We start from the raw sequence: 16,334 nt of genomic DNA, 5'->3' as shown, positions 1-16,334 counted from the left end.
GATCCGTCATGCCGGTGCATAGTCAGGAGATCGCGTCGCCCGCTGTTCGGGGCGGCGGGCCTCCGGTCCAGTTCTTCATTCCTGCAGCTGCGTCTTTGCAGGAGAGGCGGCCGCGCACGTTGAAACATGGCGATACGTTTTGCGTTTTCGACCATAACGGAGATGCTCTGTCAGGCCCAGGCAGTCCAGAGGGACTGTTTCATCGCGACACGCGGCATCTTTCCCACCTCTACCTGACGGTCGGTGGACAGCGCCCGCTTCTCCTGTCGTCGTCGCTCAGGGACGACAATGCGACGTTGACTTGTGATCTAACCAATACAGATCTCTACGACCACGACCGCTTGGCGATCGCCCATGATCTGATCCATGTCCGCAGATCGCGGTTTCTGTGGCAAGGGAGCCTGCATGAACGAATGACAGTGCGCAATTTTGATGATGTGCTACATACGGTTTCCCTGGAGATCGCCTTTGGCGCAGACTTCGCCGATCTTTTCGAAGTGCGTGGTACAAGCCGCGCCCGGCGGGGAAAGATCGGCAGCCCGATCGTCAACAGTGATTCCATTTTCCTGAGCTACGACGGTCTCGATGGCAGGAAAAGGGTCACACGCATCAGCTTCTCGCCTCCGCCTGCCGAACTGAGCGCAGGAAAAGTCCGTTTTGAGCTCGATCTGCAGCCGCAGAGGACTCAGACCTTTTTTCTGCGCATTGATTGCAACCCCGCAGATGAGGACAAAGCGGGTTTGAAACCATTCTTTATCGCCATGCGTGACGCCCGCCGTGCGCTGCGCACCTCATCGAAGCGAGCGGCTTCAATCATTTCATCAAACGACATTTTCAATGAAATGGTCCAACGCAGCATGTCGGATCTCTACATGCTCGTCACGGATACGGCGGAAGGACCTTATCCATACGCCGGAATTCCTTGGTTCAGCACCGTGTTCGGACGCGACGCGTTGATCACGGCGCTCGAGACATTATGGCTGGATCCGGCAATTGCCAATGGGGTCCTGCGGCATCTCTCTGCCAATCAGGCCACTGAATTTGATCCGATCGCCGACGCCGAACCGGGAAAAATTCTTCATGAAGTACGCTACGGCGAAATGGCGGAGCTGAAGGAGGTGCCGTTTCGACGCTATTACGGCAGCGTCGACGCAACACCGCTGTTTGTAATCCTGGCTGGCGAGTACTTCAAAAGGACCGGAGACCTGGAAACAATCAGAAGTATCTGGCCAAACATTCGGGCGGCCCTTGATTGGATCGTCGAGCATGGCGACCGCGACGGTGACGGCTTCGTTGAATACGGCCGACAGACGCACGAAGGGCTGATCAACCAAGGTTGGAAGGACAGCCAAGACAGCATTTTTCATGCCGACGGCTCCTTGGCAACTGGCCCGATCGCGCTCGCCGAAGTGCAGGCCTATGCGTATGGTGCCTTTATGGCAGCAGCAGAGCTTTGCCGCAAACTTGGCGAACGCCCGCGCGCCGTTGCCTTAACGGCACGCGCAGTTGCCCTGCAGAAGAACTTCGACATTGCATTCTATGACGAGGAATTGGAAACGTATGTTCTGGCCCTCGATGGGTCGAAACGCCCCTGCCGCGTGCGCACATCCAATGCCGGACATGTCCTGCTGACGGGCCTTGCGCTTCCGGGACGTGCCGCGGCCGTCGTCCGCACGCTTTTGAGTGGCACTTCGTTTCCTGGTTGGGGAATACGCACAGTGGCATCGACTGAGGCGCGCTACAATCCCATGAGCTATCACAACGGGTCTATCTGGCCTCACGACAATGCGCTGATCGGGATCGGAATGGCGCGTTACGGACTTAAGCGGGAGGCGGCCAAAATTCTCGAGGGGCTGTTTGCCGCGGCGAGCTACATCGATCTCAGGCGATTGCCCGAACTGATCTGCGGCTTTCCTCGTCGCCGCGCTCAAGGACCGACTTTCTATCCGGTAGCTTGCGCGCCGCAGGCCTGGGCGGCGGCGGCCCCCCTGTCGTTAATACAGTCGTGCCTCGGCATTCTCTTCGACCCGATCGAGGCCCAGGTGACCTTCGATGAACCAGTGCTGCCGACGTTCCTCGACGAAGTGATCCTCAGGAACCTTTCGATTCCCAAAGGAACAATCGACGTTGCAATTCGCCGCTCCAGAGAAAATGTGGTGGTCGATGTGCTTGACAGAAAGGGAGATGTCAAGATTTTAACGGCTGCATGAGAGAGGGCGACGGCCTCAGGAAGAACGTCGCCAAAAGGTCGTAGCAGCAATCGAAAGGCTCGCCGAGACTGATGGGACGCCCTTATCAGGTTTTGGAAGAATTTCACTTTACGAGGATTTCGAACGGCGTTCGCATTTGATTGCGCTGTCGTGTTTTAGAACCGCGGGCTCGAGTGACAGGTATCGCTCTCTGGCTGACGTCTCCGTCGAAGATGCTTGAGAGGACCCCGGCTTTGGTCTGCTGGCGCACGCGCAAACGCTCGAAGTCGCGTCAGTAAGCGATCAAGCCAGTCTGCTTCGGCAACAACAGCCAACGGTCTGGCCCGGCCACCTTGCAGCGGCGGCGCGCGGCTGTAAATTCCACGGGGAATCGGTGTGCTGGTCGAGTAGATGCCGGCCCATTTCGTTTTTTGGGCTTTCCCAACGACCACCGCAGAGAAACTTTGGGCGATCGTCAAGGCGAGACGGTCCGCCCTCAAGCAAAGGAGCGAATTTCGTGTCGCAGAAAATCGTGCTGATGGGAGCAGGGCTGATCGGGCGGGAACATGCCGCGATGCTGCGCGCCAATCCCCGGGTAGAGCTGGTGGGCATCGCAGACGTCTCCGAGGCGGCGAAAGCCGTCGCCGACGAGTTCAGCGCCCGGTTTTTCACGGACGTGCGCGAGATGCTTGACCGGATGAAACCAGACGGTGCCATCATCGCCCTGCCGAATGCCCTGCATGTGGAAGCGGCGCTCGCATGCGTCGAGCGCAACGTTCCCTGCATGGTCGAAAAACCGATCGCCGACTCGCTCGAAGCCGCGATGCGGCTCGTCACGGAGGCCGAGAAGGCGGGCGTGCCGGTGCTCATCGGTCATCAGCGCCGCCACAGCCCGGATATCGCCAAGGCCCGTCAGATCGTTCGCGACGGCGCGCTCGGTCGACTGGTCGCGGTCAACGCCATGTGGATGACGGACAAGCCGGTTCCGTACTTCGACGTGGCGTGGCGCCGCCTGCCGGGAGGCGGCCCGCTCCTCATCAACCTCATCCACGACGTCGACTGCCTCCGCTTCATCTGCGGCGATATCAATGAGGTCATGGCATTCACGTCCAACGCCATACGGTCGTTTGAAGTCGAGGACACGGCGAGCGTCAGCGTCCGCTTCGCGGGCGGCGCTCTCGGGACGCTTTTGATGAGCGATGCGGCCGTATCGCCGTTCAACTGGGATACGGCGGCCGGCCAAGCGCTCTACTTTCCGCATCAACCGGAAAATTCCTATCATCTTGCAGGCACGAAGGCTACGCTGTCGATACCAGGCATGGATATCTGGCGGCATGAGACGGAAGCCGGTCACTGGCAGCATGCTCTGGTGCGCCAGCACGTTACCCTCGACGGCAGCCGCGCCTACGAAAACCAGCTCGACCATTTCGCCGATGTGATCGAAGGCAAGGCCGAACCGCTCATTTCCGCCCGAGATGGCGCGATAACGCTCGCGACGGTGCTGGCGATCTCCCGGGCGGGCCGGGAGCATCGGACGGTCACTGTCTCCGAAATGCTCGCCTGAGCCCTAGGTGGACACAGGGCCAACAGACGGTCCACGCAAAACAGCTCGTCGCGCGACAGATATTAGATCTCCATCGAAGCCAACAGGCTCGGAATGGGCGACACTTCAACCGCTCAACCGAGAGCCATGGAAGTCGCGGGCCTGTAACGACATCGTCGTTATGGCCTTGTAACGCGGATTTTTAGTGATGTCGCAATGGCGGGCCAACTCGAATATGCAAATCAAAACGTCTCCTCGAGTTAGGTGTCCCTGGTTTCTGATCCCCATCAAGGCGAAACCCTGAGACGATTCCAGAAACCAAGATGCGCTGGCCTTTGGCGGTCGATCGCCACCCTTTCGAGCTTGGGCTCTGATCCGTGCCTGCATCTACATCGGGAATCCCACGGCCGCAAAAGTCCGTGTCGGCGTGCTCATTGATCGACGGTCGCTCGACATTCCCCAGTTCGCTGTCCGGCCAAGTTACATGCCGTCAGCCGCACATAGAGAACTGCAAGAACGCCTAAAGGTCGGTCGTGACGCGGCAGCACTCTTGAACGTCTTTCTTTGCGAACTGAGGCCGTCCATCAAAAGTTCTTCTGACCCCATCGTGCAGGTCATCGTGTTACGAAGAATTCAGCCGAACGCGGTCTGAATTGTGCGGACCGTGCTGAGGCAATTTGAATACCGAGTGTGCTTATGGACCTGTCGAAGATAAAGACGCTAATCGCTTTTGTCGGGCGATCGAACATTAGCGAGCTGACGGTGACGGAAAAAGGCGTCACCGTTCGGATCTTCACGACCCCCGGTCAGGCAGCATCACAGGGCGCGGCGCAAGCGCCGAAGGCGGCATCAGCTGGTTCCATCGAGTCCGCTCGCGATGCGTCTTCGGCAACTGCCGAGACCTCGGCTTTCCCCGTGAAGGCGCCTGTCTTCGGCGTCCTGCATCGGGCGCCTGCACCAGGCCAGGAGCCGTTCGTCAAGGTCGGCGACGTGGTGGAGGAAGGACAAACCCTTTTCATCATCGAAGCGATGAAGGTCTTCAACAAAATTGCCGCGCCGCATGCCGGCCGCATTGCGCGACTGACCGAAGTCGACGGCGGAGAAGTCGAGACAGGCGACGTGCTGGCGGAGATTGCGTAATGGCCGAGCCTCTCGACAACACTGCATCTCCTAAGCAAGGTTTCGATACGGTTCTGATCGCCAATCGGGGCGAGATCGCCGCACGGATCCAGCGCGCCTGCAGTGAACTCGGCCTAAAGACTGTGGCCATCTGTTCCGAGGCAGACAGGCAGGCGCTTTACGGCAAGACCGCCGAGAGCTTTTTATGCATCGGTCCCGCGAATGCGGCCAAGAGCTATCTCAATCAGGATGCGATCCTCCTGGCAGCGCGTCTGACCGGCGCGGGGGCCATCCATCCGGGCTATGGCTTCCTGTCGGAAAACGCTGCGTTCTGCGAAGCTGTCGAGAGGGCGGGCTTTGTTTTCATCGGTCCGGAAGCTTCATCGATTGCCACCATGGGCGACAAGATATCGGCTAAGCGGGCGATGATCGCCGCCGGCGTGCCCTGCGTGCCCGGCCCGGATGCGTCGCTTCCCGATGATCCCGCTTCCATCGAGCGCATCGCGCAAGAAATCGGATATCCTGTGATCATCAAGGCTGCCGGCGGCGGAGGCGGAAGAGGCATGCGCGTCGTCCCGGAGGCCTGCTCGCTGCACGAGGCGATCACCTTGACCAGGGAGGAAGCCCGTCAGGCCTTCGGATCCCCAGTGCTCTACATGGAGAAGTACCTCCAGCATCCTCGCCATATCGAGATCCAGGTGCTTTGCGACACCCAAGGCAATGCCGTCTGGCTCGGGCAGCGCGATTGTTCGATGCAGCGCCGTCACCAGAAGGTGGTGGAGGAGGCGCCGGCGCCAGGGATTTCGCCGGATGCGATCCGGCCTGTCGGGATGGCTTGCGCGGAAGCCTGTCGGCAGATCGGCTACCGAGGCGTCGGAACCTTCGAATTCCTCTACGAAAATGGCGCCTTCTATTTCATCGAGATGAATACGCGCCTGCAGGTGGAACATCCCGTCACAGAAATGACCAGCGGCATCGATATCGTCCATGCTCAGATAAGGGTTGCGCAGGGGGAACCCCTGGATTTGCTTCAGGACGACATGAGATGCGAGGGGCATTCTTTCGAATGCCGCATCAACGCCGAGAATCCCGACAGCTTCCTGCCTTCGGCCGGCATTATCGCTGATCTCGCGTTGCCTGAAGGACCAGGCATTCGCGTCGACACCCATATCCATGCCGGCTACCGGGTTTCGCCCTATTACGACTCGTTGATCGCCAAACTCATCGTGCATGCGCCGATCCGGGCGGAAGCGATGGCGAAAATGCGAGAGGCGTTGGCTGCCACACGCGTAGAAGGGATCGCTACCAACCTTCCACTCCTGCGCGCGCTGTTCGAGGACGAGACGTTCATCCGTGGCGAGACGGATATCCACTACCTCGAGCAATGGCTCAAGCAGCGGAGGCCGACATGAGCGCGATCGACTTCAGCGATCCTGCGGCCATTGCAGTCCTGACGGACGCGCTGACGGCAGCCGGCGTGGACGGCCTGGAAATCTCCAAACCGGGCGGACAGCTTCGCATCGTCGTTTCGAAGGAAGAGGGTATCCAAGTCGCCCGGACAGGAAACGCGCAGCCGACGGCGGCACTGTCAGTGATCGTCAAGGCGCCGATGGCGGGGCGCTTTTGCGTCTCGCATCCCGCAGCACCGGTTGACGTCAAACAACTGCCGCATGAGGTTTCCGAAAAAGACGTGATCGGTTTCATCCGCATCGGTTCCGTCCTGCTTCCCATGACCGCTGGCCGGTCTGGTTTGCTGACTAGGCTGCTTTCAGAGCGCGATGCCCTAGTCGGTTTTGGTGATCCCCTGTTTGAAATCGAGCAGCAATCATGATTGCCACATTGAACAACCTTTCGCCGCAACGCGAAATCGTCGCGGCCGCCAAAGGCCGGGCGCGGGTCTCCTTCATTGGGGCGCGATCCTTCCTGCTTGAAACTTCAGGCGATTTCGATCTTGCCTCCCAGCGATGGATCTGGGCTTTGTCGCAAACAGTAAAGGGTTGGGCGGACATCGCGGAAGTGATACCCGGCATGACCAATCTTCTGGCTATCTGCAAGGAGACGCCCGAGGATCCCGAAATCGTCGTCAGCCGATTGCTGGAGGCATGGAATAATGCCCAAAGCCTCGATCTGGCGGGGAAGACGATCGAAATTCCGGTCCACTACGGCGGGCCATATGCGACTGATCTTCCCGCCTTGTGCGAGTTTTCCGGACTAAGCGACCGGGACGTCGTACGCATTCACTATGAAGCGACCTATCGCGTATTCGCCTTGGGCAGCGCCCCGGGCTTTGGCTATCTGCATGGCCTCGATCCCCGGATATGCATGCCCAGAAAGGCAGTCCCATCGTTGAGGATGGAGAAAGGCTGCGTGACGATTGGCGGAATGCAGACGGGCGTTGCGATGCTGACCGGACCGAATGGATGGAACTCCATAGGCTATGCGCAACTGCAGATGTTCGATCCGGCTTCATCGATACCGGCCCTGATGGCGCCGGGCGATACCGTGCGCTTCGTGCCGGCAAGGATCGAGCTATGATCGAGATCGTCGAAACCGGCCCATTCAATACGGTGCAGGATCTTGGCCGCCCCGGCTATCGCGATATCGGTGTGTCTGCCGGCGGCGCCATGGATCCGTTCGCTGTCAGGATCGGCAACATCCTCGTTGGCAACGATGAAGATGCGGCGGCAATAGAGGTGCAGACCTTTCCATTCAAATTGCTCTTCGACGTGCACACCGTCTTCGCCGTAACAGGCGCCGACGGCCAACTGGTGCTCGATGGCAGGGAACTGCTCGCCTGGTGCACGCATGTCGCTGAGGCGGGCCAGGTTCTCGAACTGAAGCAGCCGCCGACGCTGGCGCGCGCTTATATCGCGATCGGGGGAGGGCTTGATGTACCGGTTCTCATGGGCTCGCGAAGCACGGCGCTTCGGGGCGGATTCGGCGGCAATGCCGGGCGTCCTCTCATCAATGGGGACAGGATAGAAATCGGCTCAACACTTGATGAACTCCCGCTGCCGGCCAACGGTATCGCCGTCGTTGCGCCGGCCGTCGCGCTCGGCGATGTCTTTCCCGCCCCCATCGACGGCGCGTTGCCGGTCCGAGCGATAGCCGCCGGCGAGCAAGAGCTGTTTGTCTCAGATGGCGACGCCTTCTGGAGCCAGATCTGGCATATTTCTTCTCGCAGCGACCGCACCGGCTATCGTCTGTCCGGGGAGCCAATCAAGCCCACGAAGACGATCGAGATGCGCTCCCATGGCGTCGTTCCGGGCGTGATCCAGGTGCCGCCTCAAGGGGAGCCGATCATTCAGATGAGTGACGCCAATACGGCGGGTGGCTATCCGAAAATCGCCGGAGTCATCGAATGCGATCTGTGGCGGCTCGGCCAGGCGCGCGTGGGCAGCCGGCTGCGGTTCGTGCGCTCGACGCATGCTGAAGCGCGTGCCGTTGAGCAGGCCGTTGCCCGGTATGTCGAGGATGTCCAGCGAACGTCACAAATGGTCAAGCGCGCTTTGAGGGCGATGGCATGACGATAGTTCAACGGCTCAATAGGAGGAGGCGGTGAAGTTCGATCTGAATTCCGACATGGGCGAAGGTTTCGGTCCTTACCGGCTATGCGATGACGAGGCGATGATGAAGATCGTATCATCCGCCAACATCGCCTGCGGCTTTCACGGCGGTGACCCGGACACGATGGCGCGCATGGTGCGTCTTGCGAAACAAAACGGCGTCGGCATCGGTGCGCATCCAGGCCTTCCGGATCGGGCCGGTTTCGGGCGGCGCGAGATTTCATTCCATCCGGATGAACTTCGCCAGCAGATGCTCTACCAGCTCGGCGCGCTGAGCGCGATCGCCAAGAGCGAAGGCGTGACCGTCGGCCATTTCAGCTTTCATGCAGCCATGGGCAATATGGTCAATCGCGATCCCGTGCTCGCCGATCTGATGATGGATGCCATTTCCACTGTAGACTCGCGCCTCGTGGTATTCGTTTCTCCTAAGAGCGAAATCGAAAGGGCGGCGAAACGTGCCGGGCTCAAGACGCTGGCGCTGTTTTTGGCAGACCGCGCCTATGACGGCGGTGGCAAGCTGGTGGCGCGCGGTCTGCCGGGCGCCCTGGTCAAGGACGAGGCCTCCGTGCGGGTGCGCGTTCGCCAGTTCCTGACCGACGGTACCGTCGAGGCCATCGACGGCACTGTCATCGCAATGACGGCCCGATCGATCCTCGTCCATAGCGATACGCCCGGCGCGCTGGAGCTTGCCCGCATCATCCGCAGCGAAATGGAGGCTTCCGGCGCTACCTTCGCGCCTGCGGCCGAACTTGCTTCCTGATTGAGCCCTACGGTTCATCTCACCGAAAGATCATGTCGATGTCTTCCATAGCCGACCGTCTAAAAAACGTTTCCATCTCCGCTTCCGCAGCCATGACCCAACGTGCCAGGGAGCTGGCCGCCAGGGGCATCAAGGTTGTCAGCCTTTCCTCCGGGGAGCCGGACTTTCCGACGCCGGCTCATGCGATCGAGGCGGCCCATGCAGCAGCACTCAGCGGCGACACCAAGTATCCACCGATGGATGGAACGCCGGCGCTCAAGGCCGCGGTCAGCAGGAAGTTCAAGCGGGACAACAATCTTGATTACAATGCCAGCCAGATCGTCGTTTCCGGCGGCGGCAAGCAGGTGATCTTCAATGCGATGCTCGCGACCTGCAATCCGGGCGATGAAGTCGTCATTCCCACACCGTCGTGGGTCAGCTATGCCGATATCGTCAAGTTCGCCGGCGGTATTCCGGTGGCCGTGCCGTGTTTCGAACAGGCCGGTTTCAAGCTGCGCCCCGAGGATCTCGAAGCGGCGATCACGCCGCGCACCAAGTGGCTTATCCTGAACTTCCCGAACAATCCGACAGGGGCGGCCTGCTCGCGTGCAGACATGGCCGCGATCGCGGAGGTCATGCACCGTCATCCGCAGGTCTGGATTCTCACCGACGACATCTACGAGTTTCTGATCTATGGTGAGTTCGAGTTTTGCACAATCGCCGATGCTGACCCCAGTCTCTACGATCGCGTCCTGACGATGAATGGTGTTTCCAAGGCCTATGCTATGACGGGCTGGCGGTTGGGGTATTGCGCCAGCGGTTCGAAGGAACTGATCGCCGCGATCAGCAACGTCAACGGTCAAAATGGTGGCGGGATCACCACCGTCACGCAGGCCGCGGCCATTGCCGCGCTGGACGGGCCTCAAGATCTCCTCAAGGAGCGGGCGGCAATCTACAGGGAAAGACGCGATTTCGTCCTCGGCCAGCTGGCGAAGATCGAAGGGCTGCGCTGCCACAAGCCCGACGGCGCCTTCTACATCTATCCCAACATCTCCGGATTGATCGGCAAGACCACGAAGGGCGGGCGCAAGATCGAGACCGACGTCGATTTCGTCATGGCGCTCGTGGACGAGCATCACGTCGCGACTGTACAGGGTGCCGCCTATGGCATGAGCCCCTATTTCCGCATTTCCTACGCGACAAGCATGGAAATGCTCAATGAGGGCTGCGCACGCATCGCCCAGTTCTGCGGGGATATGCGCTAACTCGTGACCGCAGCCTTCCGGTCCGGTTGCCGGGCCGGAGGGCATTCGTCCTGCTCGCGGGCTCTAAAGTTTCAGCCGCCCGGTCAGTTCGACGAGAATGTCCTTGACGGCGAATGCCGGCTCTGACAGCGAACTCTGATCGGACGTGCAAAGTGACAGCGTTTCCTCGAGCCTGGGAGAGAGCAGCCGGCAAACGAGAGGCTCGCTCGATTCCGACACGATGCGATCGGCAATGGCCTTCGGCATGATGGTCGCTCCGAGGCCCGTTCCTACAGCGCGGGCGAGCGTCCGCACGATTTCGACTTCCGCCACGACCTTGAGATTGATTCGACTGCGCGTGAATGCGGTATCCACCGCGCGGCGCACGAAATTGTAGATCGGCGGCAACAGCATCGGCAATCCGTCGAGCGCTCCAACCGGAATGGGTTTGGAATCCGCTTCGATGGCGAAGTCGCGATGTGCCACGAGGTAGAATTCTTCACTCAGAATCGGTTCGAACCGGACGCCCTTGATCGGGCCGACCCCGTGGATCAGGGCCATTTCCAGCCTGCCGTTCATGATCATCTGACTATAGGTCTGGCCGACGCTTTCGGTCAGGTGAAGCAGAATACCGGGATGCCGTTTTCTTGTCTCGGCCAGGAGTTCGACAGACAGCGTGGCGGCGCTGCTGAACGGCACGAGCCCCACGGAAACGCGCCCTGCAAGCGAATTACCGGCGGCCGCGGCGTCTGCCTGCGCCTGTTCCATCTGACGCAGGATGATCTGGGCATGCCGGTAGACCGCATGGCCTGCGTCGGTCATGGTGACGCCCTGCTGGCTGCGGATCAGCAGTTTCTGGCCGAAATGTTCCTCAAGTGCCGCCAGTTGCTGGCTCAGTGCCGGCTGGGCAAGATGCAGGATGTCCGCCGCACGCGTGATGCTGCCGCTGTCCACGATGACGATGAAGGATTTGAGGCGTCTTATATCCATGGGGAATTGGCATTGTGTGATCTTCGCTGGAGCATGTTTACAGACGCGCCCCTGTTTTGCAAAGCGACCCTGGACGAAAGCCGTCTTCACCCTCAATAAAGGCGATAATTCCGGTGTTTTGGATCGTCCGTCCGTCGCCCGCCGATCTCCATAAAAGTTGCTTATTACTCCAAAAGTAATCGGTCTTAGGCAGGGCGTTAAAGCTCCGTTATTGTCCACAGCAACGACAAGGGGATCAAAATGCCATTCTCCGATTACAGGACCGCATTGGTCACCGGCGCTTCCTCCGGCATTGGTGCCGCAGTCGTAGAGCGGCTTTGCCGAGAGAATCTCGAAGTGCATGCGATCGCTCGCAGCACCGGAGCCCTGAAGGAGCTGGCCGAGCGCACGGGCTGCATTGCGCACGTCATTGATGTGACTGATCGGGCGGCAATTGCCGATCTCGCGAACCGTGTGCAATTCGACATTCTGGTCAACAATGCCGGCGTCGACCGGCCGAAGAAGTTCCTCGAAGCGGACGAAGGAGATATCGATCTCCTGGTCGACGTCAATCTTCGTGCCGTCCTGCACCTTTGCCGTCTGATCGTGCCTGGAATGGTGGCGCGCGATTGCGGACACGTCATCAACATCTCCTCGATCGCCGGCAACTACAATTTCGGCGGCAATTCAACGTATCATGCTGTCAAGGCAGGTGTTGCCATGTTGTCGAACCAGTTGCGGATCGACGCATTCGGCAAGCGCGTGCGGGTGACGGAAATCTGTCCCGGCCGCGTCGCAACGGACATCTTTAACCACGTCCACGGCGATGATCCGAGCGTCCGCGAGCGCTTCATCGACGGTTTCGAATTGCCTCAGGCCGCTGACATCGCGGAGGCGATCGCATTCGCAATCGCCGCGCCTGTCGCGGTGAATATCGGCCACATGGAGATCACGCCGACGCTTCAGGTGATGGGCGGCTTGCAGACGGCCAAGCCGGAAAAGACTTTTCCCGAGGCGGGCAAATCCGGGGAGCCGAAGCGGTGAGCGGCTTCGATCTTTCGGCAATCTTGAGCAATCCGGAATACGTCGAGATGCTTCTGCACGGCATCGAAATGACGTTCGTCATCTATATAGGTTCGTGGCTGCTGGCGATGACGCTCGCGCTTTTGTTTTTGGGCCTGCGTTTTTCACCGCTGCGGTTCGGTGATCCGGTTGTCGCCGCCTATGTGTCCTATCATAGGAACGTTCCTACCCTCGTCCAGCTCATGCTTTGGTATTTCGGCATATTCACGCTGATGCCGCAGGGGTGGATAACCTGGCTCGCCGGCCACAATGCCGAAGCCATCTTTGCGATTATCGGACTGGGACTTTGCCAGGCCGCCTATTTCAGCGAGGATCTGCGTTCTGGCCTGCGCTCCGTCAATCCTGGTCAGATGGAAGCCGCCAAGGCCCTTGGGCACAGTTATATCTCGGCGATGCGTTTCGTGATCATGCCGCAGGGTGTTCGCAATGCGCTGCCGCCGCTCATAAACCACAGCGTTTCCCTCTTCAAGAATAGCAGCCTTGCTCTCGTCATCGGCGCATCGGAGCTCACGCATGCCGTGAAGGAAATTGAGAACTTGAGCTTCAGGACATTCGAAATCTACCTGGTCGGCACGGTTCTCTATCTCTTTTTCTCGCTCCTGATCATGACCGGCGGCGCCTACCTCTCGATGCGCGCAGATCCTGCACGGAGTGCACGCGCATGATCAACGACATCATCGCGATCATCAAAGACTACTGGCTGCTGCTGTTGATCGGCCAGTATCCAAACGGGCCGCTGGGCGGGCTCGCCAATACTCTCATCCTTTCGGCACTCAGCATCGCTCTCGCTTTTCCTGTCAGCATTCTTTTCGCGTTGGCCAGGTTGTCGAAATGGCCGATGCTGCGCTGGCCAGTCACCGCTCTCGTCTATGTCACGCGCGGCGTACCTTTGTTGATGCTCATCCTTTGGAGCTATTTCCTCGTCCCGCTCTGGACTGGGGCGGATGTTCCGAGTTTCGTGACCATGCTCACGACGCTTGTGGTCTATCAGGGCGCCTTCTTGAGTGAAGTGGTCCGTGCGGGGATTGTCGCGCTCGGGCACGGCCAAATGGAAGCCGCTCGAGCGCTTGGACACAGTTACCTTGGTGCGATGCGCTACATCATCCTGCCGCAGGCGCTCTACAACATGATACCGAGCATCATCTCGACGTTTGTCTCCACAATCAAGGACACGACGCTCGGATATGTGATCAACGTGCCGGATCTCACCTTCGCGGCCAGTCAGGTCAACAACCAGCTTCTGACGCAGCCTTTCCAGGTGTTCCTCATTCTCGCGATTGTCTACTACGCAATCTGCTGGAGCCTGACCCACGTCGCAAATCGTCTCGAGCGGCGCATCGCGCGCCGGCGCGCCGGTCCATCCAGCCTGCGCGCAGCACCCTTGGTTGCGACCTCAAAAATCGTATCGGAGCAGCTATGAGCACTTCAATTCCATCGACGCAGGAATTGCAGACGATCCGCCTTTCGAATGTCTGCAAGAGCTATGGCGACTATCCGGTCTTGAAGGACATTGATGCCGAAGTGTCCCAGGGAGAGGTCGTGGTCATATGCGGACCGTCTGGTTCGGGAAAGTCCACGCTGATCCGCACCATCAACCGGCTTGAGGAGATCAGCAGCGGATCGATAACACTCGAGGGGCGCAATATTCACGCGCCAATGCGTGCGAAAGAACTCAATCTTCTTCGTAGCCGCATCGGCTTCGTGTTCCAGAGCTTCAATCTTTTTCCGCATCTGTCGGTGCTCGACAACGTGTCGATGTCGCCGATCAGGGTGAAGGGTGTTGCGCCCGACGCGGCGCGCGACAAGGCGAACAAGCTTCTCGACCGTGTTGGTCTGGCCGACAAGGCCCATTCCTATCCAGGTCAATTGTCTGGCGGACAGCAGCAGCGCGTCGCCATTGCCCGCGCACTCGCCATGGAGCCGCCGGTGATGCTCTTCGATGAACCCACGAGCGCGCTCGATCCGGAAATGGTTGGCGAAGTGCTGAGCGTCATGAAAAGCCTGGCAGCCGAGGGCATGACCATGCTCTGCGTCACCCACGAAATGGGCTTCGCGCGTGATGTCGCAGACCGCATCTGGTTTATCGACGCGGGGCAGATCCTTGAGACGGCGTCTCCCGAAGGCTTCTTCAAGAGCCCGCGCCATCCTCGTGCCCAGCGCTTCCTGGCCGATCTACGGCATTAAACTAATCATCATAACAAAGGAGAACAGCAATGAACTGGAAATATCTTATCATGGGTGTCGTCTTAGCTGGCGCAAATGTGATCTCGCCGGCGAAAGCGGATCAGCTGGAGAAAATCAAATCCGCAGGAACGTTGCGCTGCGCGACCTTTGCCGACGTTCCACCCTTTGCGTCCCCCGATCTGAAGACGCGTCAAATGGCTGGCTTCGACGTCGATCTTTGCAACGCCATCGCCAAGGAACTGGGCGTCAAGGCCGAGATCAAGCCAGTCTCGGTCGAAGCGCGCGTGCCGGAGGTCAAGCTTGGCCGTGTCGACATTACCGTTGCCAATCTCGCTTATACATTGAGCCGGGCCGAGCAAATTCAGTTCAGTGATCCCTACTATCTCGCGAAGGAAATGCTCATCGTCCCGGCCTCCGATCCTGGCAAAAGCAAGGCGGATTTCGCGGGTCAGAGAATTGCCTCGACCAAGGGCTCCACATCCGAAATGTCGATCAAGCTCAACAAGTCCGAGCCCCTGACATTCCAGGACACGGCTTCGGCCTATCTTGCCGTTCAGCAGGGCAAGGCGAGGGGCATGGTGGCCAACACCATGACGACGACCAAGTTCGTCAATGAATCGAAGACCAAGGGCAAAGAAATGCGGATGATCGAGGAGCCGATGTTGTACCAGCCGATCGGCATCGGTATGGCCAAGGACAATCCGGACCTGACCGCCAAGATCAACGAGGTGCTTCGCAAGCTCGATACGTCGGGCGAGCTCAACAAGATCTGGGACAAGTGGCTTGGCCAGAACACCGAATACAAGATGACGCGGACCGACAAGGTCGTATCGCTCTCCGAGCTGAAATTCGATCCGATCCCGTAAATTGCCACTCGCTCGGCGCGGCCAGAACCTAATCGCAAAACACTGAAGACTGCAGGCGGCGCGACGTGCTCGCCGCCGGTCTTATCTAGGGGGTTTTTATGATCCACATCAGAGACATCGCTGAACGGCCAAGCAAGGCTGATGTCGCGGCACTTTCCAAATTCTCGCCGGCAACAATCCATGAAGCTCAAGGACGCAGGGGAGCACTTTCCTCTCGCCTTAAGCCGGTTGATTATCGCATGAAGCTGTGCGGTCCGGCCTTCACCGTGAAATGCGCGCCGCGTGACAACATCATGCTGCAGCTCGCCATCAACTACGCAAAGCCAGGCGACATCATCGTCGTGTCGGCCGGCGAATACGAGGAAGCCGGCTCTTTCGGCGACGTGCTGGCCAATGCCTGCCTTGCCAAGGGCATCGGCGGACTGGTGACCGATACCGGAGTGCGCGATACGCTTCAGCTGAGGGAACTCGGCTTCCCGGTTTTCTCGCTCAGTGTTTGCATCAAGGGCACCGTCAAAGAAACGATCGCCGCCGTGAATGATCCGATCATCGTCGGTGGGGAGATCGTTAATCCCGGCGATATCATCGTAGGGGATGCCGATGGCCTGGTCGTTGTCCGGCGCGCTGAAGTCCAGGAGGCAGCCCGGCTATCGCAGGCCCGCGAGGATGCCGAAGCCGGCTATATCGACGCCTATAAGCAGGGCAGGTCGGTGATCGAAGTCAGCAAGCTTGAAGCCGTCTTGAAAGCCAAGGGGCTGGTCGTCGACATCTGAGACCGGCCCGCGCCGAAGTCCTGCCGTTTGTTGCTGGCTTTATTTTATAGTCAAGCGGC

16 protein-coding genes are annotated in these 16,334 nt (G+C 59.3%); 15 read left to right on the top strand and 1 reads right to left on the bottom strand.

Translation table 11 applies throughout. The features are described 5' to 3' along the window. Positions 1–8 precede the first annotated feature (8 nt). The 9 genes from RGR602_RS32845 (at position 9) to RGR602_RS32805 (ending at position 10,421) form a co-directional block, all read left to right on the top strand. Complete coding sequence (locus RGR602_RS32845) at positions 9–2,210, top strand: amylo-alpha-1,6-glucosidase (protein WP_040116097.1); 2,202 nt, start codon at positions 9–11, stop codon at positions 2,208–2,210. Positions 2,211–2,706: 496 nt separating this feature from the next. Continuing rightward, complete coding sequence (locus tag RGR602_RS32840; RefSeq protein WP_210263401.1) at positions 2,707–3,753, top strand: Gfo/Idh/MocA family protein; 1,047 nt, start codon at positions 2,707–2,709, stop codon at positions 3,751–3,753. Between the two features lie 675 nt (positions 3,754–4,428). After that, on the top strand, positions 4,429–4,872 hold the full coding sequence (locus RGR602_RS32835; RefSeq protein ID WP_040116096.1) for an acetyl-CoA carboxylase biotin carboxyl carrier protein: 444 nt from the start codon (positions 4,429–4,431) through the stop codon (positions 4,870–4,872). Next, on the top strand, positions 4,872–6,263 hold the full coding sequence (gene accC, locus RGR602_RS32830) for an acetyl-CoA carboxylase biotin carboxylase subunit (RefSeq protein WP_040116095.1): 1,392 nt from the start codon (positions 4,872–4,874) through the stop codon (positions 6,261–6,263). The genes RGR602_RS32835 and accC overlap by 1 nt, the downstream gene beginning before the upstream one ends. Beyond that, the gene (locus RGR602_RS32825; protein ID WP_040116094.1) at positions 6,260–6,682 is read left to right on the top strand and encodes an acetyl-CoA carboxylase; all 423 of its coding nucleotides are present in this window, start codon (positions 6,260–6,262) and stop codon (positions 6,680–6,682) included. The genes accC and RGR602_RS32825 overlap by 4 nt, the downstream gene beginning before the upstream one ends. After that, entirely contained in the window at positions 6,679–7,386 is a 708-nt protein-coding gene (gene pxpB / locus RGR602_RS32820) for a 5-oxoprolinase subunit PxpB (protein WP_040116093.1), read from the top strand. Before RGR602_RS32825 ends, pxpB begins: the two co-directional genes overlap by 4 nt. After that, positions 7,383–8,378 carry a 5-oxoprolinase subunit C family protein gene (locus tag RGR602_RS32815; protein WP_040116092.1) on the top strand — a complete coding sequence of 332 codons (996 nt, stop codon included), beginning with the start codon at positions 7,383–7,385 and terminating at the stop codon, positions 8,376–8,378. The genes pxpB and RGR602_RS32815 overlap by 4 nt, the downstream gene beginning before the upstream one ends. A gap of 31 nt (positions 8,379–8,409) precedes the next feature. Next, the gene (locus tag RGR602_RS32810) at positions 8,410–9,177 is read left to right on the top strand and encodes a 5-oxoprolinase subunit PxpA (protein ID WP_040116091.1); all 768 of its coding nucleotides are present in this window, start codon (positions 8,410–8,412) and stop codon (positions 9,175–9,177) included. A gap of 32 nt (positions 9,178–9,209) precedes the next feature. Next, complete coding sequence (locus RGR602_RS32805) at positions 9,210–10,421, top strand: pyridoxal phosphate-dependent aminotransferase (RefSeq protein ID WP_040116090.1); 1,212 nt, start codon at positions 9,210–9,212, stop codon at positions 10,419–10,421. Positions 10,422–10,484: 63 nt separating this feature from the next. On the opposite strand, the gene nac is transcribed toward RGR602_RS32805, so the two are convergent. After that, positions 10,485–11,390, bottom strand: coding sequence for a nitrogen assimilation transcriptional regulator NAC (gene nac, locus RGR602_RS32800; protein WP_040116089.1), 906 nt, complete (start codon positions 11,388–11,390; stop codon positions 10,485–10,487). Between the two features lie 240 nt (positions 11,391–11,630). Between nac and RGR602_RS32795 the strand changes: the two genes are divergently transcribed. The 6 genes from RGR602_RS32795 to RGR602_RS32770 all read left to right on the top strand — a co-directional run bounded on the left by RGR602_RS32795 (position 11,631) and on the right by RGR602_RS32770 (position 16,275). After that, entirely contained in the window at positions 11,631–12,413 is a 783-nt protein-coding gene (locus RGR602_RS32795; RefSeq protein WP_040116088.1) for an SDR family oxidoreductase, read from the top strand. Further along, positions 12,410–13,117: an amino acid ABC transporter permease gene (locus tag RGR602_RS32790; protein WP_040116087.1), complete on the top strand. Its 708-nt coding sequence runs from the start codon at positions 12,410–12,412 to the stop codon at positions 13,115–13,117. The genes RGR602_RS32795 and RGR602_RS32790 overlap by 4 nt, the downstream gene beginning before the upstream one ends. Beyond that, positions 13,114–13,872 (top strand): amino acid ABC transporter permease, encoded by a 759-nt coding sequence (locus RGR602_RS32785; protein WP_040116086.1) that lies wholly within the window; start codon positions 13,114–13,116, stop codon positions 13,870–13,872. Before RGR602_RS32790 ends, RGR602_RS32785 begins: the two co-directional genes overlap by 4 nt. Next, on the top strand, positions 13,869–14,636 hold the full coding sequence (locus RGR602_RS32780) for an amino acid ABC transporter ATP-binding protein (RefSeq protein WP_040116085.1): 768 nt from the start codon (positions 13,869–13,871) through the stop codon (positions 14,634–14,636). Before RGR602_RS32785 ends, RGR602_RS32780 begins: the two co-directional genes overlap by 4 nt. A gap of 29 nt (positions 14,637–14,665) precedes the next feature. Beyond that, positions 14,666–15,502 (top strand): ABC transporter substrate-binding protein, encoded by an 837-nt coding sequence (locus RGR602_RS32775; protein WP_040116084.1) that lies wholly within the window; start codon positions 14,666–14,668, stop codon positions 15,500–15,502. Positions 15,503–15,600: 98 nt separating this feature from the next. After that, positions 15,601–16,275 (top strand): 4-carboxy-4-hydroxy-2-oxoadipate aldolase/oxaloacetate decarboxylase, encoded by a 675-nt coding sequence (locus tag RGR602_RS32770; RefSeq protein WP_040116083.1) that lies wholly within the window; start codon positions 15,601–15,603, stop codon positions 16,273–16,275. Positions 16,276–16,334: the final 59 nt, after the last annotated feature.

The sequence above is a fragment of the Rhizobium gallicum bv. gallicum R602sp genome (assembly GCF_000816845.1).
Classification (GTDB): domain Bacteria; phylum Pseudomonadota; class Alphaproteobacteria; order Rhizobiales; family Rhizobiaceae; genus Rhizobium; species Rhizobium gallicum.
Note: the sequence above shows the minus strand (reverse complement) of the source record. Positions and strands in the feature narration are given on the sequence as shown.

Excerpts from the sequence above, each read along its gene's own strand:
- RGR602_RS32845 (WP_040116097.1), top strand. The coding sequence starts at position 9 with ATGCCGGTGCATAGTCAGGAGATCGCGTCGCCCGCTGTTCGGGGCGGC.
- RGR602_RS32835 (WP_040116096.1), top strand. The coding sequence starts at position 4,429 with ATGGACCTGTCGAAGATAAAGACGCTAATCGCTTTTGTCGGGCGATCG.
- accC (WP_040116095.1), top strand. The coding sequence starts at position 4,872 with ATGGCCGAGCCTCTCGACAACACTGCATCTCCTAAGCAAGGTTTCGAT.
- RGR602_RS32825 (WP_040116094.1), top strand. The coding sequence starts at position 6,260 with ATGAGCGCGATCGACTTCAGCGATCCTGCGGCCATTGCAGTCCTGACG.
- pxpB (WP_040116093.1), top strand. The coding sequence starts at position 6,679 with ATGATTGCCACATTGAACAACCTTTCGCCGCAACGCGAAATCGTCGCG.
- RGR602_RS32815 (WP_040116092.1), top strand. The coding sequence starts at position 7,383 with ATGATCGAGATCGTCGAAACCGGCCCATTCAATACGGTGCAGGATCTT.
- RGR602_RS32805 (WP_040116090.1), top strand. The coding sequence starts at position 9,210 with ATGTCGATGTCTTCCATAGCCGACCGTCTAAAAAACGTTTCCATCTCC.
- nac (WP_040116089.1), bottom strand. The coding sequence starts at position 11,390 with ATGGATATAAGACGCCTCAAATCCTTCATCGTCATCGTGGACAGCGGC.
- RGR602_RS32795 (WP_040116088.1), top strand. The coding sequence starts at position 11,631 with ATGCCATTCTCCGATTACAGGACCGCATTGGTCACCGGCGCTTCCTCC.
- RGR602_RS32785 (WP_040116086.1), top strand. The coding sequence starts at position 13,114 with ATGATCAACGACATCATCGCGATCATCAAAGACTACTGGCTGCTGCTG.
- RGR602_RS32780 (WP_040116085.1), top strand. The coding sequence starts at position 13,869 with ATGAGCACTTCAATTCCATCGACGCAGGAATTGCAGACGATCCGCCTT.
- RGR602_RS32775 (WP_040116084.1), top strand. The coding sequence starts at position 14,666 with ATGAACTGGAAATATCTTATCATGGGTGTCGTCTTAGCTGGCGCAAAT.
- RGR602_RS32770 (WP_040116083.1), top strand. The coding sequence starts at position 15,601 with ATGATCCACATCAGAGACATCGCTGAACGGCCAAGCAAGGCTGATGTC.